This window comes from Pseudomonas sp. ZS1P83, assembly GCF_054897825.1.
In genome coordinates, this window is sequence record NZ_CM142706.1 from 6215939 (window position 1) to 6236883 (window position 20945).

The window sequence follows — 20945 nt, forward strand, 5'->3', positions numbered from 1 at the left end:
CGTGCCAATAACGACCTTGGAGAAGAGCTCATACATTAGTACGGTTCGGCAGGACGCTTTGGGTGATTCTATTGTGATATCACTCAAGCCCACAAGCGTCATCGGGTGATGTTCTGGTCGCCAAATGACTCCTGCTCACTCCTCATCAAAGTAATCACGATCCAGCGCCGGCAGCCGCAATAGTCGCGATGTAACCCCCACCTCATGATCCATCATCAGATGTACCAGTCGCGTGCCATCCACCAACACAATACCGTCCACCGATTTGGCGAAATCCACCGCGTTTGCCGTGAAACCAGAAGTTGTGATGAACACCCCGCGCTTAGCCTTTTGCCCGGCGAGTGCACCGTAGAAAGCCTGCAGCTCAGGACGGCCCACTGTGTTCTGCAAGCACTTGGCTTGAACGTAAACCTTCTCCAATCCCAGCTTGTCGAGCGAGATAATGCCGTCGATGCCGGCATCACCAGAGCCGCCGACACGTTGAAGGTCATTGCGACTGGCGCCGTACCCTAGGCGATGAAGCACATCCAGCACGATCACTTCGAAGCGATTGGGACTGACCTGTAACAGATTATCCAAGAGGTCTGCGGCGGTTGCTTCGCGCAATTCCTGGAGCGCTTGTTCAAGTCGATCATCCGGGCTGGCGGTGGCGGACGTCACATCCGGTTCAACGGCAGGTTGGTCATCCAGCGGTGCGGCGTCGGCGGCGACTTTCAACTTCACATGCATATAGCCAATGGCTAAATGCTCCACTTCATCGGCGGGCATGGGGGTGGAATTCTCTTTGGCATAGGTCACCCCCGCATCAGTTAGTTTCCAGTAACCGCGTTTTGCGCAGCTGGATAGACCGGCGCGTTTGAGGCGGTCGTGTGCCCAGCCAGCTCGGTTCTTGTAGGTAGCCTGACCACTTGCGGTCAGTTCTTGCCGTTGCTCTTCGGTCAGTTGCAGCGTCTTCGCGGCGGCTTCCTGGGCATCCCGGGTCGGTGCACCGTCGGTTTTGGTGACGAGAAAACGTAGAATGGGTTCGATGAACTGATCGTAAGTTGGAACGGACATGGACGCTTCCCTGTGATGGCTACGTTTTTGTGCTTATCAGCGGGCGAGTATAAATTAACGGTCACTCAGGCAGCCCTCACCGGTGAGGCGTTGGCTTCGAGAAAGCGTAACGCGCCGTGTAGGATCGGTGATGGGCTAACCCGAGTGTTAGCAAAGGGTTTTGTACTACGGAACATCCCTGCGCAATAAAGTCCGCCGTCTGGCATACGCAAGCTTTGAGGCTCTGGACCGCAATGTCCGCAAACCGCATGAAAACCCTGCACTCGGGGTTTTGCTGTGCGCTAGCAAGATGACGAAGTCGTGGAGTACGCACTCAACCGTTTACTTTCGCCCGCATTGATCGCGGAATATCAGACTCAACTGCCGTACAAGAAGTTGTTACAGGCTAAGTTGCATGAATTTATATGACGAATGCTGACGAAGCCTGAGACAGATCCTTCGTAAATCACTTTCTTATAGGCATTAAAAAGCCGGCTTGTGGCCGGCTTCTCGGGGACTGGCTTGGTTCATTTTTGGTAAACCGCGCCAGCCTTCAAAACGTACACCCGGATCTTGCGTCCGGCTGTGGGACTCGGCGAGAAAATCATCTGCGTTGTCGGTGCGATCAGCGCCGCGAGGCGGGGTGATGCGCAAATGTGGGGCGCAGCATACTGATTTTTTTGGGGAATTCCCAGCGTGGTGTGCGGGGTAGAGCTATCCCGTGACTTGTAGCAGCAGGCTCCGCCAGCTGCTAAAAAGTTATGTGTTTACAGAAAAGGTAAGGGTGGCCTGCGTTTATTCAGGGTCGACCACCAGAACACCCATCCCAGAACCCTTATGTTTTGTTCTTCGATTTGCGGAGGTCTGAAGACTTCATCCGGGTATTCGGAGCTGTTGTGGCTGCGCATGCGTATCGCGTTGCCTGGTACCCGGCTCAGGTATTTGATGCGCAACATGCCGTCGTGCTCGATTGCGTAAATCTCTCCGTCGACAATTTGCGTGAGCCCGCGGTCGATGGCGACGATGGAGCCGTCTTCAATTTTTTCGGCCATGCTGTTGCCAACCATGCGGGCGCAGATGGCATCGGCGTGGTTGATTTCCAGGGAGTCAAGATCGCTGCGCGGCAGGCGGATCGATTCGCTGGGGTCTTTGATGACATGGGTTTTGTCGGCGCCGGGGGCAGTGGCCGTTTCTTTGAAAAAGGGTAGTTCGATATCGACTGGCTCGATGACCCGATAGGTGCCCCGGATTGACTGGGCGTCGAAGGTGTTGCCGGATGCGTCGATCAGATGCAATTCTCTGGCGTCTTGCGGTCCTTCGCCGGATTTCAGCCATTCAGTGTTCACGGACAGTCTTCTGGCGACGTCATCCATGCGGTAGTCAGGAACTCCGCGGGTATACCAGTTATGGACAGTTTGAGGGTCGGAAATGCCCAGGAATTCGGCAAATCTCGTTGTCGTGATTTGGAGCTCTTTCAGGAGCATTCTGAATCGTGGACCGCAGGTTTTGTTCTTTTTCATAAACACGAGTCTAGCCGTGCGGCATAAGGCTTTGATTCAACAAAACGTTCAAATCTAGCGTCAAATATAAGTCCTGATGTAAGACGTCTTTGGTAAAAATTAAACAAGAAAAACCGGTTTGCCCGGCCAGTTGAACGTGCTGTTGAATATGATATTCAAACGCCCACAAAAAACCCCGGATCAACCGGGGTTCTTGGTAGAACTGATCGTCAGCCGCGGCTATTAGCCTTTATAGGCAGCAACCGACTTCATGATCTCGGTACGAGCGGCTTCTGCGTCGCCCCAACCTTCGATCTTCACCCATTTGCCCTTTTCGAGGTCTTTGTAGTTCTCGAAGAAGTGTTTGATCTGTTCCAGCAGCAGAGGCGGCAGATCGGTGTATTCCTTCACGTCGACGTACAGCTGGGACAACTTGTCGTGTGGGACTGCGATGACTTTGGCATCGCCGCCGCCGTCGTCGGTCATGTGCAGGATGCCGACCGGACGGGCGCGGATGACCGAACCCGGAGTAACCGGGTAAGGGGTCACGACCAGCACGTCGAGGGGGTCACCATCGTCAGCCAGGGTGTTTGGGATGAAACCGTAGTTGGCCGGGTAGAACATCGGGGTGGCCATGAAACGGTCAACGAACAGGCAATCGCTGTCTTTGTCGATTTCGTATTTGATCGGCGCGTGGTTGGCCGGGATCTCGATCGCGACGTAGATGTCGTTCGGCAGGTCTTTGCCAGCCGGAATCTTGCTGTAGCTCATTGGGCGGTGCCCCCGTTAGTTGACCAAAAACACTTGGCCGGATTGACCAAAAAGTGGCGGCGATTATAGGCATATTCCGCCGCCGATGCCACGATCCAAGGGTCGTAGAGACCCGGGTGTCCTGTCTCACCGACACTGTCGCTTTTTGACGGCGTTCGTTGCGACCATGCTGCGTTACCGCTCCTCGCCATAGCCAGCTATGACTCGTCGCGGCGCCTTGCCTGGCCACAACGGCCACTCGCCAAAAAAGCAACGTATCGGTGAGACAGGACACTAGTCGCGTGCCTGATAGACCGGGTTCTCGGCCAGAAGTTGCCGCAGCCGGGTTAGCGGGTCCTGACGGTAAAACAACTTGAGCTGCTCATAGACCTGAGGATACGCCTCGTGCAGCAAATCCGGGGCGCTGAAGAAGTATTCGCTGGTGACCGCGAAGAACTCGGCGGGGTTTTCCGCCGCGTACGGGTCGATGGCGGTTTCGGCGTCTGGATTGCGATTCAGTTGCCGATCGAGGTCGTCATAGGCTTCTTGCATGATCTTGGCCCAGTCGCTGACCCGCATGTCGGCGTGCAGCGGTGGCAGGCCGTTGGCGTCGCCGTTGAGCATGTCGAGTTTGTGCGCGAGTTCGTGGATCACCAGGTTGTAGCCTTCCCAGCCACCGCTGGCCATCACGCCAGGCCAAGCGAGGATGATCGGGCCTTGCTGCCAGGCTTCGCCGCTGTGTTCGCCGTCCCATTCGTGTTCGATACCACTGGCATCGCGATGGCGCTGGGGGCTGAGGAAGTTGTCGGGATAGATGACAATTTCGTGAAAACCCTGATACCAGTTCAGATCGCCCAGATGTAGCAATGGCAATTGCGCCTGGGCGGCCAGCAGCAGGCGTTGCTCTTGGTGAAGTTCGACGCCGGGCAAGGCGGTCAGGTGCTTGTCTTCGAGGAACAGCACGCTGGCTTCGCGCAACCACTGGTCTTCGGCGGCGCTGATACCATCGAGAAAACTCAAGTGATGGCGCACCCGCTGCCACATGTCGTCGGCAATCGGATGCTTGGCCAGAAGGCGCCCGCGACGCCAGGCGCTAAGGGACCACATGGGGAATCAGCGCGATTGGGCTTTGGACGCGGCGTTGCCGAAACGACTGCGGATCACGCCGATGATCATCGGAACCAGCGACAGCAGGATGATGCCCACGACCAGCAGCGACAGGTTTTGCTTGATGAACGGTACGTTGCCGAAGAAATAACCGAGGGACACCAGGCCTCCGACCCACAGGATGGTGCCGAGGATGCTGAAGGCAAAGAAACGCGGATACGGCATTTTGGCCACGCCGGCGACGAACGGTGCAAAGGTGCGAATGATTGGCAGAAAGCGCGCCAGGGTCACGGTTTTGCCGCCGTGCTTGTCGTAAAAGTCGTGGGTTTGTTGCAGATAGTCGCGACGGAAGATTTTTGAGTTCGGATTGCTGAAAAGCTTCTCGCCGGCCGTACGTCCGATGACGTAGTTGGTGCTGTCGCCGAGAATCGCCGCCAGCATCAGCAGACCGCCCAGCAGCACCGGGTCCATGCCACCACCGGCCGCTACTGCGCCAGCGATGAACAGCAAGGAATCGCCCGGCAGGAAAGGCATTACCACCAGACCGGTTTCGCAGAAGATCACCAGGAACAAAATGGCGTAAATCCATGGCCCGTAGTTGTTTACCAGCAAATCGAGGTAAACATCGAGATGCAGGATAAGGTCGAGCGGGTTGAAATCCATGGAGAGCACCTGTGGTGACGGCCCGACTCGGCAGGCCTGTGCGGATGACTTCGCGAAAGACTACAGACGGGTGTAGTTTTTCTTACAAGTCGGAAAGGTTGCCATTATACGGGCTGATAGGTGAAAAGCGCGTTGAGTTTGTAGCGGGGAATTTCGGAGCGCAATGAAGAGAAAATCGCAGCCTCAGGCCATACCCATAAGGGCTGCGATCTCTTCAGCTTACAGCTCGTCGCTGATCGGCAACACGTAGTTCTTGAACTCGGTGTCTTCCTTGAACCCGATGGATTCGTAGGTTTTCTGCGCGACTTCGTTATTGCTGCTGGTGGAAACGCGCATGCGCACGGCATTGGTTTCCTTGGCCATTTTCTTCGCGGTGCGGATGAGGTTGTCGGCCACCAACTGGCGGCGGGCGTCTTCGGCGACGTAAATGTCGTTGAGGATCCAAACGCGCTTAAGCGAAAGGGACGAAAAGCTTGGATACAACTGACAGAAACCCATCAGTATGTTGCTGTCGTCATTGGCCAGGGCCAGGTAGATCACTGACTCCTTGCGACGCAGGCGTTTCTCGAGGAACGCCCGGGACGAGTCCGGATAGGCCATGGAGCCATAAAACTCGCGATATTTGACGAACAACGGGGTTAGCAGGTCCAGATGTTCGAGGGTCGCTTGAATAATCCGCATGGTAGGTCTCGTCTTCAAGTGGCTGTCTTCACGTACTCTGACGGCGAACGGTTCTCACTCGGGCAGCCGTGCGTCGATCCTGCCTGAAACTGGATCAGAAACGCAATGCGGAAACGTTTCAGGCTTGCGGCGGACTTAGTAGGAAATTACCTTTCATGTCCGCTCCTGCGTCCGACTCCAGTGTCTGAACCTGGGCTTCGTCCTTCAGATTGACCCCTGACAACTGCCGCCGGCAGGCCTCGCGCATCAAATACAGCAAACGGTGTGCCGCCATGCCGTAACTCAGGCCTTCGAGGCGGACATTGGAAATGCAGTTGCGATAGGCGTCCGTCAGCCCAATCTTGGGATTGTAGGTGAAATACACCCCGAGGCTGTCCGGGGAACTGAGGCCAGGGCGTTCGCCGATCAGGATCACCACCATTTTTGCACCCAGCAACTCGCCGATCTCGTCGGCCACCGCGACCCGGCCCTGTTCCACCAGAATCACTGGAGACAGAGACCAGCCCTCGGCTGAAACCTGTTCTTCCATCCGCGCCAGAAACGGCAGGGTATGGCGATGAACGGCCAGTGCCGACAAGCCATCGGCGACGACGATCGCCAGATCCACCCCGCCAGGATGGGCCAACGCATAATCGCGCAGAGTTTGCGCCGACTCGTCACTCAACTTGCGCCCCAAATCGGGGCGCTGCAAGTAACTGTTTCGATCCGCGGCCGCGCTATGCAGCAGCACACTCTCGCGCCCGCACTCGGCCAGTTGCGAGCTCAGTCCCGCAGGGTCGAACGGCAAGTGCACCGCATCCCGCGCTTGAGCGTGGGCGTACTGGAAATCCAGCTGTGCGCTGGTCGGCATGCTGGTGCCGGTTCTTCCCAAGGCAATCCGCGCCGGGGTCAGGCGACGCAGTTCCAGCAACGGGTTCTGTGGATCAACGGGTGGTTTATCCATTTCAACACTCATCCCAGTTGCGCCATCGCTTGGCGGAAAGCAGGCGGCAGGCTGTCGCCGAAGTGAATCTTGCCGTCCACCTGGGTGAAGATGCCCATTTTTGCCAGCCATTGTTCGAATTCCGGGGCCGGTTTCAGGCCCAGTGTCTGGCGGGCGTAGAGGGCGTCGTGGAACGATGTGGTCTGGTAGTTGAGCATGATGTCATCGGAGCCGGGAATGCCCATGATGAAATTGATCCCGGCCACGCCCAGCAGGGTCAGCAGGGTGTCCATATCGTCCTGGTCGGCTTCGGCGTGGTTGGTGTAACAGATATCGCAACCCATCGGTACGCCCAGCAACTTGCCGCAGAAGTGGTCTTCGAGGCCGGCGCGGATGATCTGTTTGCCGTTGTAGAGGTATTCCGGGCCGATGAATCCTACGACGGTGTTCACCAGGAACGGTTTGAAATGTCGTGCCACGGCGTAGGCACGGGTTTCGCAGGTCTGCTGATCGATGCCGTGGTGGGCGTTGGCTGACAGGGCGCTGCCCTGGCCCGTCTCGAAATACATCAGATTCTGGCCCAGCGTGCCGCGATTCAGGCTCAAGCCGGCTTCGTAGCCTTCCTGCAGCACGTTCAGGTTGATACCGAAACTGGCGTTGGCCGCTTCGGTGCCGGCGATCGATTGAAACACCAGGTCCAGCGGGACACCGCGATTCACCGCTTCGATAGACGTGGTGACGTGGGTCAAAACGCAGGCCTGTGTAGGAATTTCGTAGCGCTGAATGATCGCGTCGAGCATTTCCAGCATGGCGCAGATCGAAGCGATGCTGTCGGTGGCCGGGTTGATGCCGATCATCGCGTCGCCATTGCCATACAGCAGGCCGTCCAAAACGCTCGCGGCTATGCCGGCCGGTTCGTCGGTGGGGTGGTTGGGTTGCAGGCGTGTGGATAACCGGCCGCGCAAACCCAGGGTGCCGCGAAACTGTGTGACCACGCGAATTTTCTGCGCCACCAGCACGAGGTCCTGCACGCGCATGATCTTCGACACGGCGGCGGCCATTTCCGGGGTCAGGCCGGGGGCGAGGGTGCGCAGGCTCTGTTCGTCGGCCGCGTCGCTGAGCAGCCAGTCACGAAAACCGCCGACGGTGAGGTGGCTGACGACCGCGAAAGCTTGTTTGTCGTGAGTGTCGATGATCAGTCGCGAGACTTCATCGGCCTCGTAAGGAATGAGGACTTCTTGCAGGAAGTGGCTGAGAGGGATGTTGGCGAGGGCCATCTGCGCGGCGACACGCTCGCCATCGTTGAGGGCGGCGACGCCGGCCAGAAAGTCCCCGGAGCGCGCCGGACTGGCCTTGGCCATGACCTCCTTGAGACTCTCGAAGCGATAGGTCTGGGCGCCGACGGAATGGGCAAATGCGGCCATGGGACGGTGTCCTCCTGATGCAATGAATTCTTTTAGTGCAGGCGCCGGGCAATCTGCCCGGCGCCGGTGCAACTCGATAGCCGATGTCGTTAGATGCCAGTGAGCATGGCATCCGCCGGTGCATCGAAGCGCTGTTTGGCGGTCAGTTGGAAATACAGGTAGCCGACCGCCATGAAACCGAGGAACACGCACCCGATCAAGGTGTTGAACCAGGCCATCGCCACCAGGCACACCACCGCCAGAAACAGCGCAATCCCCGGCACGATCGGATAGCCCGGCGCGCGAAAGGTGCGTTCCAGATTCGGCTCGGTTTTACGCAGTTTAAAAAGGCTCAGCATACTGATGATGTACATCACGATGGCGCCGAATACCGACATGGTGATCATGGCTGCTGTCAGGGTCATGCCTTGCAGGTTGACCAGTCCGTCGCTGTAGATTGCCGCGATGCCGATCACGCCGCCGGCCAGGATGGCGCGGTGCGGGGTCTGGAAACGCGAGAGTTTGGCCAGACTACGAGGCAGGTAACCGGCCCGGGCCAGCGCAAAGAACTGCCGCGAGTAGCCGAGAATGATCCCGTGGAAACTCGCCACCAGCCCGAAAAGTCCGATCCAGACCAACATGTGCATCCAGTTCGAATTGTTGCCGACCACGGCTTTCATCGCCTGTGGCAGCGGGTCGTTGATGTTCGACAGTTGACGCCAGTCGCCGACGCCGCCCGCCAACACCATCACGCCGATGGCCAGGAACACCAGGGTCAGAATGCCACTGACATAAGCCTTGGGAATCGTGCGTTTCGGGTCCTTGGCTTCTTCAGCCGCCATCGCCGCGCCTTCAATGGCGAGGAAAAACCAGATCGCGAAAGGGATCGCCGCAAAGATGCCGGGAATCGAGGCCATGGTGAACTCGTTGGAGCCCGACCAGCCGTTAAGTACGAAGTTACTGAAGCTGAAGCCCGGCGCAACGACACCCATGAATACCAGCAACTCAGCGACTGCCAGCACAGTGACCACCAGTTCGAAGGTAGCAGCGATGCTGACGCCGAGAATATTGAGGGTCATGAACACGAAGTACGCGCCCACTGCGGCGATCTTCGGGTCCAGTTCCGGGTATTGCACGTTGAGATAGGCACCGATAGCCATGGCGATGGCCGGTGGCGCAAACACGAATTCAATCAAGGTGGCGATGCCGGCGATCAATCCGCCTTTCTCACCAAAAGCCCGCCGGCTGTAGGCAAACGGCCCGCCAGCGTGGGGAATCGCAGTCGTCAATTCGGTGAAGCTGAAGATGAAACAGGTGTACATCGTCGCCACCATCAGTGCGGTGACGAGGAAACCCAGGGTCCCTGCGGTGCCCCAGCCGTAACTCCAGCCGAAATACTCGCCGGAAATCACCAGGCCGACGGCAATGCCCCATAAATGCAGGGTGCCGAGTGTGGGTTTGAGCTGTGTGGTAGAAGTCATAAGTCCTCGCTGTTTTTTTTTGTTTGATCTGTTGGACTTTCGGTTACGACGTATATGTGTAGAGCGAGCACGCAAAGCCCGTGCCAGGGGCGGCAGGGCGATGATTTGCGAAGGTAGGAGCGAGGCTTGCCCGGGATGGGCATGCCTCGCTTTCGGGCTGTTTAGAAGAAGCCCAACGGATTGATGTCGTAGCTCACCAGCAGGTTTTTGGTCTGCTGATAGTGGTCGAGCATCATTTTGTGGGTTTCACGACCGACGCCGGATTTTTTGTAACCGCCGAACGCGGCATGCGCCGGGTACAGGTGGTAGCAGTTGGTCCACACACGACCGGCCTTGATGGCGCGGCCCATGCGATAGGCGCGGTTGATGTCGCGGGTCCAGAGACCGGCACCCAGGCCGAACTCGGTGTCGTTGGCAATGGCCAGGGCTTCGGCTTCGTCTTTGAAGGTGGTGATGCTCACTACCGGGCCAAAGATTTCTTCCTGGAACACACGCATTTTGTTGGTGCCCTTGAGCAGGGTCGGCTGGATGTAGTACCCGGTCGCCAGGTTGCCCTCGAGTTTTTCCACCTTGCCGCCGGTCAGCAGCTCGGCGCCTTCGCCCTTGGCGATTTCCAGGTACGAAAGGATTTTGTCGAATTGCTGCTCGGACGCCTGGGCGCCGACCATGGTGTCGGTGTCCAGCGGGTCACCACGTTTGATTTGCAGGACTTTGTTCATGACCACTTTCATGAAGTCGTCGTAGATCGATTCTTGCACCAGGGCGCGGGAAGGGCAGGTGCAGACTTCGCCCTGGTTGAAGAACGCCAGTACCAGGCCTTCGGCGGCTTTCTCGATGAAAGTCGGCTCGGCTTGCATGATGTCTTCGAAGAAGATGTTTGGCGACTTGCCACCCAGCTCCACGGTGGACGGAATGATGTTTTCGGCGGCGCACTTCATGATGTGCGAGCCAACCGGGGTCGAGCCGGTGAAGGCAATCTTGGCAATGCGTTTGCTGGTGGCCAGGGCCTCACCGGCTTCTTTGCCGAAGCCTTGCACGACGTTCAGCACGCCCGGCGGCAGCAGGTCGCCGATCAGCTCCATCAGCACAGTAATGCCCAGCGGCGTTTGTTCGGCAGGCTTGAGCACCACGCAGTTACCGGCAGCCAGGGCCGGGGCGAGTTTCCAGGCGGCCATCAGGATCGGGAAGTTCCACGGGATGATCTGCCCGACTACGCCCAGCGGTTCATGGATGTGATACGCCACAGTGTTGCCATCAATCTCGGCGGCGCTGCCTTCCTGGGCGCGGATGCAACCGGCGAAGTAACGGAAATGGTCGGCAGCCAGCGGGATGTCGGCGTTGAGGGTTTCACGAACGGCTTTGCCGTTGTCCCAGGATTCGGTGATCGCCAGGACTTCCAGGTTTTGTTCGATGCGGTCGGCGATTTTCAGCAGTACCAGCGAGCGAGCCTGGACGGACGTGGCGCCCCAGGCATCGGCGGCCGCGTGGGCAGCGTCCAGGGCTTTGTCGATGTCTTCGGCCGTGGAGCGCGGGAATTCGGCAATCGGTTGGCCATTCACTGGCGAGGTATTGGTGAAGTACTGACCTTTAACAGGCGCGACGAACTCGCCGCCGATGTAGTTACCGTATTTGCTTTTGAACGAAACGATAGCGCCTTCAGTACCGGGGTGAGCGTAACGCATGATGTTTTCTCCTTGGCTTTTGTACTTATAAGAGAGACGCGCTTGTGCGCTTGCTATAAGCGTAGAGCAAAGGTCGGGCCACTGCCTTGCAGGTCAGGAAAATCAAGGCTTTACGCAGTTTTAGTCGGACCGGCGGACGCTGCCTGTGACGCTTTCGGTACAGCCTTGGTGACACTTTGTACCGCTTTTGGCACATCCTGTGACTGGTCGGTCTTGCCAGCATTGCAATGCTTCGTTGGCTGGAGGATGCTGGGCGTCACCTCACGCACGGGCCGCCGAGCCCCCGGGGAGAACAATAAGAAATGCACGACAATCATTTGAGTCGCCACGCCCAGCAGGTCCTGACTGTCACTCAGGGAAAATCCCACCTGCGCGGTCCCGGCAGCGATCCGTCGATTGCCCGTTCCTGGCTGCGTTGTCTTGAGGATTATCACCTCGACCCGGCCCTGACCATGGCCCCCACGGTGCTGGAGCATGGCCGCGTACTGGAAAGCCGCGAGCGCTTGCAGCAGGTGCTGCACATCGCCGGCAGCGAAATGACCAGCCTTCATCAACAACTCTCCGGCGCCGGCCATGCGGTCTTGCTGACCGACGCCCGCGGCGTGATCCTCAATTGCGTCACCGCACCGGCCGAACGGAAGATTTTCGAACGCGCTGGCCTCTGGCTCGGCGCTGACTGGAGCGAAGCGTGCGAAGGCACCAACGGCATCGGCACCTGTCTGGTGGAGCGTCAGTCCCTGACCATCCATCAGGATGAGCACTTTCGCGGTCGTCACACCGGGCTGACCTGCTCGGCGAGCCCGGTGTTCGACCCCCACGGCGAATTGCTGGCGGTGCTCGACGTGTCCTCGGCGCGCCACGAGGTCTCTCGTCAAAGTCAGTTCCACACCATGGCCCTGGTCAATCTTTCGGCGAAGATGATCGAGAGCTGTTATTTCCTGCGTTATTTCGACAATCAATGGCTGCTGCGTTTTCACCTTCAGGCCGAATCCGTCGGATTGTTCAGCGAAGGGTTGCTGGCGTTTGACGGGGAAGGGCGGATCAGTGCGGTCAACCAAAGTGCGCTGAACTTGCTGGGGCATATTCGCGGTGGGCTGCTGGGCAAACCGGTTGAGGCGTTTTTCGACTGCTCGCTGGATGAATTACTCGGCCGCGCCAGCGTCAATGCCAGCGCCAGTTGGCCGTTGCGCACGCGTGACGGGCGGAGTCTGTTTGCCGTGTTGCGCGGGCAACCACGCAGCATTCCGGTGCCGGTGGTGCAAAGCCCGGTGATCGCCGAACCTTCGCGCTTAGCGGGCATTTGTCTGGGCGACACCGGGTTGCAGGAAGACTTCCGCAAGTCCTTGCGCGTGTTCGAGCGGGACGTACCGCTACTGATCAACGGCGAAACCGGATCCGGCAAAGAAGCGTTTGCCAAAGCCGTCCACCAGGCCAGCCTGCGAGCAGAAAAAGCCTTCGTCGCGCTCAACTGCGCCGCCATCCCCGAAAGCCTGATCGAGAGCGAACTGTTTGGCTATCGCGGCGGCAGCTTTACTGGCGCGCGCAAGGAAGGCATGCGCGGCAAGTTGCAGCAGGCCGATGGCGGGACCTTGTTCCTCGATGAAATCGGCGACATGCCCCTGGCCTTGCAGACCCGGCTATTAAGGGTGCTGGAAGATCGTCAGGTGGTGCCGATCGGTGGCGAGCCCGAATCGGTCAATGTGCGGATCATCAGCGCCACTCACCGTAACTTGGTGGAGCGGGTGCAGGACGGCAGCTTCCGCGAAGATTTGTATTACCGGCTCAATGGGCTGGAAGTTGCTTTGCCGGCGTTGCGTGATCGCAGTGATAAGTCCCAGTTACTCGACTTTTTGCTGGCCGAAGATGGCGAAACGGTGTTTATCGATGCACTGGCACGGCAGGCGTTGCTGGGTTTTGCCTGGCCGGGGAATGTGCGGCAGTTGCGTAATGTACTGCGCACGTTGGCGGCGTTGTGTGATGGCGGGCGGATTGGCCTTGAGGATTTGCCGGCGATGATTCGCTGTGCTCAGCCGCTACCGGTCGCTGCCCTTGAACAGCCGTCGGAGCATCCGCTGGAAGATGCGGAGCGGCTGGCGCTGCTTAATGCCCTGGAGGAACAGCGCTGGCACATGACTCACACCGCCGAGCAACTGGGCGTCAGTCGCAACACCCTTTATAGAAAGTTGCGCAAGCATGGGATTGCTCGTTAAGGAGTGTGGAGTTGAGTCAAACCCTATGACCGATATTCAGCGGAAAAACGTATCCGGGAACTCATCGAACAGATCCGTTTCAAGGTCCATGGCGTCCATAGACTTCTGAAACTTCTGAAACTCCCTTTGCTCCTTGAGCCAGGCTTTCAAGATTTTGGGGTCCTTCAGTTCTTCGCGGAGGCCGTTCAGCTTCTCTGTGTCGTTGATTAGCATGTCGAGCTGATATTGGTACTTGCCAGCCAGGTTCTTCGGCGTCACCTCCTCGAACGGATCGAGCTGGAATTGCTGTTTGAACGCCAGCTCCTTTTCGAACACTTCGTCTTGCAGCTTTCCGAGTTGCTCGGACAATACCTGGTTGTAATGTTTAAGCCGATCAGCGGGAAGTGCATCAAGGGTGTCTGCGCTGATGTGCTCGATTTCCAATTGCAGTTGCAGCAGATCAAGCAAGTTCCGTTCGCCATAGGCGTGGTTGACTCGTTGCATCAGCACGGTTTTGCGTTCGCGCTCGTCGGGGTCCGTTTCTCGGTCGGGGTGCAGGGCGCTGGCCAGCTTGCGATAAATCTCGCGCACAGATTGGCTGGCTTGGGCGGCGTCCGCTTCCTGGCGCAGGTGGCTTGCGGTTTTTTTGCCAGTGCTTTGCTGCTGCTGCGCCGTTTGTTCGGCCCACAGGCGCTCGTGCATTTTTTGCGCAATTTCCTCAGCAGATAACGTGTCGATATCGTCGCCCAGATCAACGCCGAATATCTCTTGCAATCCCTGTTTCAATAACTCGTCGTCTTCACTCGCGTCGGCATCGAAGTCACGACCGCTGTGCTTGTTGTACAGCGCTTTTAAGGTGGCTTTATCTTCATCGGTGTAGTTGCCGCTATCGATCAACGACAAGGTCTGGGCGCAAATCTCCTGAATCAACGTGTGGCGATCGGTTTTCGAGAGTTTGATCCGTTCGCTGAGTTCATCCAGAACCTGCACAAGCTCAAGCGAGCGTTGACTAAATGTGTGGAACTGAGGAATGAACTCCTCGCGCCAGCGTTCAATATATAGAGGGGTGGCCGTTTCCCATGCCAGGAGCGTCTGGCGCTGTTTTTCGATTTTTTTGACAAGTCCGTTGAATTTCCGCTGCCCGGCGGACAGTTTTTTCGTGCTTGAGCCAGGCGTGATGCTGAGTTGAGACGTCTTGTTATTCATGAGCAGTTTCCGAGCAGTCATCCAGGAGGTAAGGGCGGTATTATCAAGGAAAACCTAGCCGTACTGTGCTGTCGCACAGCGTGGGCCGATTCTGAATGTCGAGTAGCGTAATGGGAAGTCATCGTCGGCCAGTCTAAACACAAGGTGCGATTTTCCCCACCCTACGCTAACCTGCGGCCATGTTTTACGAGGTCGACTAATGCACATTCATATTCTTGGTATCTGCGGCACTTTCATGGGGTCGATGGCGGTTCTGGCCAAAGAGCTGGGCCATCACGTGACGGGCTCCGATGCCAACGTCTATCCGCCGATGAGCACTCAGCTTGAGGCTCAGGGCATTGAGTTGACCCAAGGCTACGACCCGGCACAGCTCGATCCGGCACCGGATCTGGTGGTGGTCGGCAATGCCATGTCCCGCGGCAACCCGGCTGTCGAATACGTGCTGAACAAAGGCCTGCCGTACGTCTCCGGCCCGCAATGGCTGGCGGATCACGTGCTGCAAGGTCGCTGGGTGCTGGCCGTCGCCGGTACTCACGGCAAAACCACCACCAGCAGCATGCTCGCCTGGGTGCTGGAGCACGCGGGCATGAGCCCGGGTTTCCTGATCGGCGGCGTGCCGCAAAACTTCTCGGTGTCCGCTCGCTTGGGCGACACGCCGTTCTTCGTGATCGAAGCCGACGAGTACGACAGCGCGTTCTTCGACAAACGTTCCAAGTTCGTTCACTACCGTCCGCGCACGGCGATCCTGAATAACCTGGAATACGATCACGCCGACATCTTCCCCGATCTTCCAGCCATCGAGCGTCAATTTCACCATTTGGTGCGGACCATCCCGAGCGAAGGCCTGGTGATCCATCCGACCACCGAGCCTGCATTGCAGCGAGTGATCGAGATGGGTTGCTGGACCCCGGTGCAAACCACCGGTGTCGGCGGTCAATGGCAGGTCAAACTGCTGAGCGAAGACGGTTCGAAGTTCGAAGTGATGTTCGAAGGTAGTGCCCAAGGTGTGGTCGAGTGGGACATGACCGGTCAGCACAACGTCGCCAACGCGTTGGCCACATTGGCCGCCGCCCGCCATGTCGGCGTGGTGCCGCCCATGGGCATCGCTGCTCTGAGCGCATTCAAAAGCGTCAAGCGCCGGATGGAGAAAGTCGCGGAGGTCCGTGGCATTACCATTTACGACGATTTTGCTCACCACCCGACCGCCATCGCCACCACCCTCGATGGTCTGCGCAAGCGCATCGGCGATGCACCGTTGATTGCGATCATCGAGCCGCGCTCCAACTCCATGAAACTCGGTGCTCACCGCGACGGCTTGCCGGAAAGCGTGGTCGATGCCGATCAGGTGATCTGGTACGCGCCGGCCAATCTCGGTTGGGATCTGGGGGCTACCGCCGCGTTGTGCACGGTACCGTCGATCGTCAGCGATTCGCTGGAAGGCATCATCGAGCGCGTGAAAAGCCAGGCCCAGCCCGGCACTCACGTGGTGATCATGAGTAACGGCGGCTTCGGCGGCCTGCACGGCAAACTGGCTGAGGCGCTGCAATGAACAACGGCCCGGAACGCATCACGCTGGCGATGACCGGCGCTTCCGGCGCCCAGTACGGTTTGCGCCTGCTGGACTGTCTGGTACGCGAAGACCGCGAGGTGCATTTCCTGATCTCCAAGGCTGCGCAACTGGTGATGGCCACCGAGACGGATGTTACGTTGCCGCCGAAAACCCAGATGATGCAGGCCTTCCTCACCGAGTACACCGGCGCTGCCGTCGGGCAGATTCGCGTGTACGGCAAGGAAGACTGGATGTCACCGGTAGCCTCGGGCTCCGGCTCGCCGGCGGCGATGGTGGTGGTGCCGTGTTCCACGGGAACCTTGTCGGCCATCGCGACGGGAGCCTGCAACAACCTGATCGAGCGTGCCGCCGACGTCACCTTGAAGGAACGTCGTCAGCTGATTCTGGTGCCGCGGGAGGCGCCGTATTCAAGCATCCATCTGGAGAACATGCTCAAGTTGTCGAACATGGGTGTGACGATTTTGCCGGCGTCGCCAGGTTTTTATCATCAGCCGCAAACCATCGACGACTTGATCGATTTTGTCGTGGCGCGAATTCTCAATCTGCTGAACATTCCCCAGGACATGCTGCCGCGTTGGGGCGAACACCATCTGACCAGCGATGAATAAGCTGCTGACGATTGTGCTGGCGTTGCAATTGGCTGGCTGCGCCACGGCGCGCACGCTCGATGCCGCCAAACCAGGGGCGCCAGTGGTGTATTCGGGGACGCGTCTGGATTTGTATGCCATGAACGGCGGCTGCTGCGCCATGGGCCGCTTCGGTGCCGAAGCCCCGAGCTATCCGGGTATCGACCTGCCGGCCAGTGCGCTGCTCGACACGTTGCTATTGCCGCTGTCGGTGCTGACGGTGATCGGGGTGAGTTTTCAAGCAACGGGTGGTCTCTAACTGAAGACTGATCGTTCCCACGCTCTGCGTCACTAGTGTCCGGTAAAAAACGAGGGGGGAGCTTGCTCCCCCTTGCTGTTGGCGGCTGTGAGGCATAATCGGTTTTTTCAGACTCGATTTTGACTTATGTTTTCCAGCACCCGTTTAAGCCAACTACTCAGTGCGATCCCGCGCCAGTTTTTCCAGCAATCCATCGAAACACACCAAGCTGATCGCTACGTCAAACGCTGCACGACCTGGCAATTGCTGGTGACACTGATCAGCGGCCATTTGACCCGAGCCTCAAGCCTGCGATCCTTGGCGACTATCTCCGAAAATTTCGGCCCGCATAGCTACCATCTTAATGCCGGCCCTATTGCCCGCTCGACAATGTCCGATGCCTTGAACAAGCGTGACTACCGGCCATTACAGGACCTTTGTGGGTACCTGATGAGCGCCGTCAGCCGCCAGCAGCGCAAGGAGGTCGGGGCCATGGTTAGCCTGATTGACTCCACGTCGATCACCTTGCGCGGACCTCACTTCGATGGCTGGACAGCCGCGACGAAAACCCGCATCACCCAAGGCCTCAAAGTGCATGTCGGACTGGATCTGGCGCAGCTGGCCCCGGTGTACGTGAACATTACGCCTGCCAACGTCAACGACCTGAGCGATGCACTGGAAATGCCGATCCAGACCGGCATGACGTATGTTTTCGACAAGGGCTACTGCGATTACAACTGGTGGCACGAGTTGCAGACCAAAGGTGCTTTTTTCGTCACCCGCCTGAAGAAAAACGCCAATATCAAAGTGCTGCATGAGCACTCGACCGTGACTGAGCAAAGCTCGGTCATGACCGATGAAGTCGTCCAGTTTGGCAAAAAGCATTTGGCCGGCAAACGCCTGAACGACTATTGGGAAAAGTCGGTAAGACGCGTCGTGGTTGAGCGCGAGGGGCATGCGACGCCGTTAGTTCTGGTGACCAACGACTTCACGAGGACAGCTGAAGAAATCGCGTCCTTGTACAAAGATCGTTGGCAGATCGAGCTATTTTTCAAGTGGATCAAACAACATCTGAAGCTCAAACGCTTTTATGCCTACTCCGAAAATGCGGTGCGTTTGCAGATTTACAGTGCCTTGATCAGCTATCTGTTACTGCAAATACTCCATCGTCGCTCAGGATTTACCGGCTCGTTGTTCGAACTGACGGTTCGCATAGTTCATGTCCTGTTTGAACGGCCCGGAACCCCAGTATTGAGGGATCGACGAAGGCAGGAGCGAGAAAAGTTGAAGGCTGCCCAAGGCAGCCTTCAACTATGAAGCATGTTTACCGGACACTAGTGACGCTCTGCGTGGGAATGCAGTCCGGGACGCTCCGCGTCCCAAAGCGGACGCGGAGCGTCCATTGAGGCATTCCCACGCAGAGCGTGGGAACGATCTTTGTAGGGCGTTACTTGCCGAGCTTGCGCAACTCATCCGACTCGACAATCCGCACACCATCCTGCTCTTCCAGCGCCAGTCGCCACATCGCCCGCGCCAGTTGGCAGGCTTCTATGCCACGGTATTTGCCGGGGATCAAGCGGGACAACGGCCCGACGAATTGCTCGGCCATGCGCGGTTCAATACGCTCGCCCAGCAGCAACGAAGGTCGGCAAATGGTCAGCTGCGGCCAATCCTGTGCGCGCAGTGCGTATTCCATCTCGCCTTTGACCCGGTTGTAGAAAATCGAGGACCTCCGATCGGCCCCCAAGGCACTGATCACGATCAAGTGCCGTGCGCCCAACTCCCGTGCACGTTTGGCGAACGCCACCACCATGTCCAGGTCCACCGCGCGAAACGCCTGTTCCGAGCCGGCCTGCTTGATGGTGGTGCCGAGGCAGCAGTAGGCGATGTCGACGCGACCGTTCAGTTGCGGCAGGAACACCGCCGGGTCGCCGACGGGATTTTCCAGATGGGGATGCTCGGCCAGTGGCCGGCGTGAGGGGGCTAGTACCCTTGAAATCGTCGGCTCATTGAGCAGACGATCAAGCAGATGTTCACCGGTTAACCCGGTAGCTCCGGCAATCAATACATGCTGAGGCGTCAAGTACATAGTGTTTCCCCCTTGATACTGTTCAGCTTAGTTGTTCTTTGCATCCTTGCTGCTGATAGAGACACTTTGTAGTGCTTTTCGTGCCTGCTGTTTGCGTAACAGCTGCCAGTGGGACAAAACGGTTTTCGGTGCCCAGATCTGCGGCTCGGAGGCTTCGAAGCTGTCCGCCAGTTCACGCTCGGCGACGGTGGCCTTGGCCCGTTTGAAGGCTTGCTCCAGATCGTCGGTCTGGTTCAGTGCCTGGGCGAACAGCGCGTCGCCGAAGTAGGTGAAGTTGGCTTCTTCCGAGCAGCCGAAGGACACGCGGTCAGCGCGCGAGGCGGTCATGATCAGGGTGCGTTCATCCTTGATAGCGGGGATGAAGCCACCGGAGTAGCAGGACGAAATCACGATGATCTTGTCGCGGTTTTTCAGCGGAGCGAGCACTGCGGCGAGTTCGTCGGCCGGGAGGTCGGACAGTTCCATGCGCGGCTGGTCGAGCACCAGTTCGTGCTCGCTGGTGCCGTGGCTAGTCAAGTAGATGAAGATCAAGTCTTCCGGGCCGCTACGTTCGGCCAGGGTGGCGGCGGCGCGGCGCAGGTTTTCCCGGGTGGCCATCGGTCGGTCGACGAGGTGGTCGCGATGGTTCACCAGGCGGATCTGGCCCAACGCACCAAAGCGGATGCTGAGCATGTTGCTGACGTAATCGGATTCGCGCAGGAACACGCTTTGCTTGCCGTCACCGCCGACTGTCAGGGTGTACAACTCGACCGCCGGGGTCGAAGCCGGCACGTTTAACAGCGCATCGTCGAGCAAGCGGCCCTGGGCCAGCAAGCCGAGTTCCAGGCTATCGGGCAGCAGCTTGCTATCGACGTCGCGAACACGCTGGCCATTGATCCACGTACCGCTTTGCACCGTGCCGTCAGTCAGCACCAGGGTGCCGCGCCCCGAGTAACTGTCACCGTCGAATTGGCCGATGTAGAAGCTGCCGTCGGACAGGTTCAATCGACCTTGGCCGGTGAAGCGCCAGTCACTGAACTGGCCGATGTAATGGCTGCCATCGGCGCCGATCAACTCGCCCTTGCCGTTCAGTGATCCTTCCTTGAACTGACCGAGCCAGACATCACCGTCGGCGTTCTCGTAGCGACCCTTGCCGTGCAGTTGGTTGTTTTTGAAGCCGCCGACATAGATATCGCCATCGGCGCTGTTGAACGTCCCATTGCCTTCGAGCTGACCGTCGACGAAATGCCCGGTGAACTGATTGCCGCTGGCATCGCCGCGTTGGCCTTCGCCATTGGGTTTGCCGTGGGCGAACTGGCCCTGATATGAGCTGCCGTCTTCGAGTTCGAGACGACCGAGCCCTGAGTATTGATCGGCCTTGAATTCACCGCGGTAGGTCATACCGTTTTCTTTAAGGGTGCCTTCGCCGTCCCGTCGACCGGCTTTGAAGCCGCCGGTAAAGCTGCTGCCGCTGGTGGTCAGTGCGCCCTTGCCGTCGAACAGCCCTTGATTGAATGCTCCGCGATAGACTTCGCCGTTGCTGCCGTGCCATTCGCCCACGCCATGCCATTGGCCCTTGTCGAAGTCGCCGGCGTACCAGCTGCCGTTGGGGTAGTCGATACGGCCCTGGCCTTGCAGCAATCCGTTCACCAGTTCACCGCGATAGCGTCCGCCGTCCGGCAATCGGGCGTCGGGGGGCAATAGCGATTCGCCGTCGCCGCAAGCGGTGAGCAATAGGGTCAGAGCGAGGAGTGCAAGTGAGCGCATAGCGGGATCCGGGCAATTAAGCGAGCGAGTATGCCGCAGCTCTATGACCTTATATAGC

General features: G+C 58.3%; 18 protein-coding genes and 1 pseudogene. 6 read left to right on the forward strand and 13 right to left on the reverse strand.

The genetic code is table 11. From position 1 onward, the window contains the following. Positions 1–135: 135 nt before the first annotated feature. Complete coding sequence (locus ACYZT0_RS29205; protein WP_462044063.1) at positions 136–1056, reverse strand: restriction endonuclease; 921 nt, start codon at positions 1054–1056, stop codon at positions 136–138. 217 nt (positions 1057–1273) lie between these two features. Between ACYZT0_RS29205 and ACYZT0_RS29210 the strand changes: the two are divergent. Next, a pseudogene (locus ACYZT0_RS29210) lies at positions 1274–1464 on the forward strand (PDDEXK nuclease domain-containing protein); the annotation flags it as partial. A gap of 338 nt (positions 1465–1802) precedes the next feature. Here ACYZT0_RS29210 and ACYZT0_RS29215 read toward each other — a convergent pair. The 9 genes from ACYZT0_RS29215 to exaC form a co-directional block, all read right to left on the reverse strand. Then, complete coding sequence (locus ACYZT0_RS29215; protein ID WP_462044064.1) at positions 1803–2555, reverse strand: S24 family peptidase; 753 nt, start codon at positions 2553–2555, stop codon at positions 1803–1805. 222 nt (positions 2556–2777) lie between these two features. After that, positions 2778–3305, reverse strand: coding sequence for an inorganic diphosphatase (gene ppa / locus ACYZT0_RS29220; protein ID WP_282379152.1), 528 nt, complete (start codon positions 3303–3305; stop codon positions 2778–2780). Between the two features lie 273 nt (positions 3306–3578). Then, the gene (locus ACYZT0_RS29225; protein WP_462044065.1) at positions 3579–4391 is read right to left on the reverse strand and encodes a M90 family metallopeptidase; all 813 of its coding nucleotides are present in this window, start codon (positions 4389–4391) and stop codon (positions 3579–3581) included. Positions 4392–4397: 6 nt separating this feature from the next. Then, positions 4398–5054 carry a DedA family protein gene (locus ACYZT0_RS29230; protein WP_462044066.1) on the reverse strand — a complete coding sequence of 219 codons (657 nt, stop codon included), beginning with the start codon at positions 5052–5054 and terminating at the stop codon, positions 4398–4400. Positions 5055–5273: 219 nt separating this feature from the next. Continuing rightward, the gene (locus ACYZT0_RS29235; RefSeq protein WP_462044067.1) at positions 5274–5735 is read right to left on the reverse strand and encodes a GNAT family N-acetyltransferase; all 462 of its coding nucleotides are present in this window, start codon (positions 5733–5735) and stop codon (positions 5274–5276) included. Positions 5736–5853: 118 nt separating this feature from the next. Further along, positions 5854–6678 (reverse strand): ethanolamine ammonia-lyase subunit EutC, encoded by an 825-nt coding sequence (gene eutC / locus ACYZT0_RS29240; protein ID WP_462044068.1) that lies wholly within the window; start codon positions 6676–6678, stop codon positions 5854–5856. Positions 6679–6686: 8 nt separating this feature from the next. Further along, positions 6687–8081 carry an ethanolamine ammonia-lyase subunit EutB gene (locus tag ACYZT0_RS29245; protein WP_462044069.1) on the reverse strand — a complete coding sequence of 465 codons (1395 nt, stop codon included), beginning with the start codon at positions 8079–8081 and terminating at the stop codon, positions 6687–6689. Between the two features lie 89 nt (positions 8082–8170). Further along, the gene (eat, locus tag ACYZT0_RS29250) at positions 8171–9541 is read right to left on the reverse strand and encodes an ethanolamine permease (RefSeq protein ID WP_462044070.1); all 1371 of its coding nucleotides are present in this window, start codon (positions 9539–9541) and stop codon (positions 8171–8173) included. A 161-nt stretch (positions 9542–9702) separates the two neighbouring features. Next, positions 9703–11223, reverse strand: a complete 1521-nt coding sequence (gene exaC / locus ACYZT0_RS29255; RefSeq protein WP_462044071.1) for an acetaldehyde dehydrogenase ExaC — start codon at positions 11221–11223, stop codon at positions 9703–9705. Positions 11224–11525: 302 nt separating this feature from the next. Between exaC and ACYZT0_RS29260 the strand changes: the two genes are divergently transcribed. Beyond that, positions 11526–13433 (forward strand): sigma-54-dependent Fis family transcriptional regulator, encoded by a 1908-nt coding sequence (locus tag ACYZT0_RS29260; protein WP_462044072.1) that lies wholly within the window; start codon positions 11526–11528, stop codon positions 13431–13433. A gap of 36 nt (positions 13434–13469) precedes the next feature. Here ACYZT0_RS29260 and ACYZT0_RS29265 read toward each other — a convergent pair whose 3' ends face one another. After that, a complete protein-coding gene (locus ACYZT0_RS29265; RefSeq protein WP_462044073.1) occupies positions 13470–14618 on the reverse strand; it encodes a molecular chaperone DnaJ in 1149 nt (382 codons plus the stop codon). Positions 14619–14817: 199 nt separating this feature from the next. Here ACYZT0_RS29265 and mpl point away from each other — a divergent pair, with 199 nt between their 5' ends. The 4 genes from mpl (at position 14818) to ACYZT0_RS29285 (ending at position 18369) form a co-directional block, all read left to right on the forward strand. Further along, positions 14818–16167 carry a UDP-N-acetylmuramate:L-alanyl-gamma-D-glutamyl-meso-diaminopimelate ligase gene (mpl, locus tag ACYZT0_RS29270; protein ID WP_462044074.1) on the forward strand — a complete coding sequence of 450 codons (1350 nt, stop codon included), beginning with the start codon at positions 14818–14820 and terminating at the stop codon, positions 16165–16167. Continuing rightward, positions 16164–16796, forward strand: coding sequence for a flavin prenyltransferase UbiX (gene ubiX, locus ACYZT0_RS29275; RefSeq protein ID WP_462044075.1), 633 nt, complete (start codon positions 16164–16166; stop codon positions 16794–16796). Before mpl ends, ubiX begins: the two co-directional genes overlap by 4 nt. After that, positions 16789–17073 (forward strand): YceK/YidQ family lipoprotein, encoded by a 285-nt coding sequence (locus ACYZT0_RS29280; RefSeq protein WP_462044076.1) that lies wholly within the window; start codon positions 16789–16791, stop codon positions 17071–17073. Before ubiX ends, ACYZT0_RS29280 begins: the two co-directional genes overlap by 8 nt. Before the next feature lie 126 nt (positions 17074–17199). Then, positions 17200–18369, forward strand: a complete 1170-nt coding sequence (locus tag ACYZT0_RS29285) for an IS4 family transposase (RefSeq protein WP_462041955.1) — start codon at positions 17200–17202, stop codon at positions 18367–18369. Between the two features lie 130 nt (positions 18370–18499). Here ACYZT0_RS29285 and ACYZT0_RS29290 read toward each other — a convergent pair whose 3' ends face one another. Both ACYZT0_RS29290 and ACYZT0_RS29295 read right to left on the reverse strand, forming a co-directional pair. Next, positions 18500–19141 (reverse strand): oxidoreductase, encoded by a 642-nt coding sequence (locus ACYZT0_RS29290; RefSeq protein WP_462044077.1) that lies wholly within the window; start codon positions 19139–19141, stop codon positions 18500–18502. A 27-nt stretch (positions 19142–19168) separates the two neighbouring features. Next, positions 19169–20887 carry a C13 family peptidase gene (locus tag ACYZT0_RS29295; RefSeq protein ID WP_462044078.1) on the reverse strand — a complete coding sequence of 573 codons (1719 nt, stop codon included), beginning with the start codon at positions 20885–20887 and terminating at the stop codon, positions 19169–19171. Positions 20888–20945: the final 58 nt, after the last annotated feature.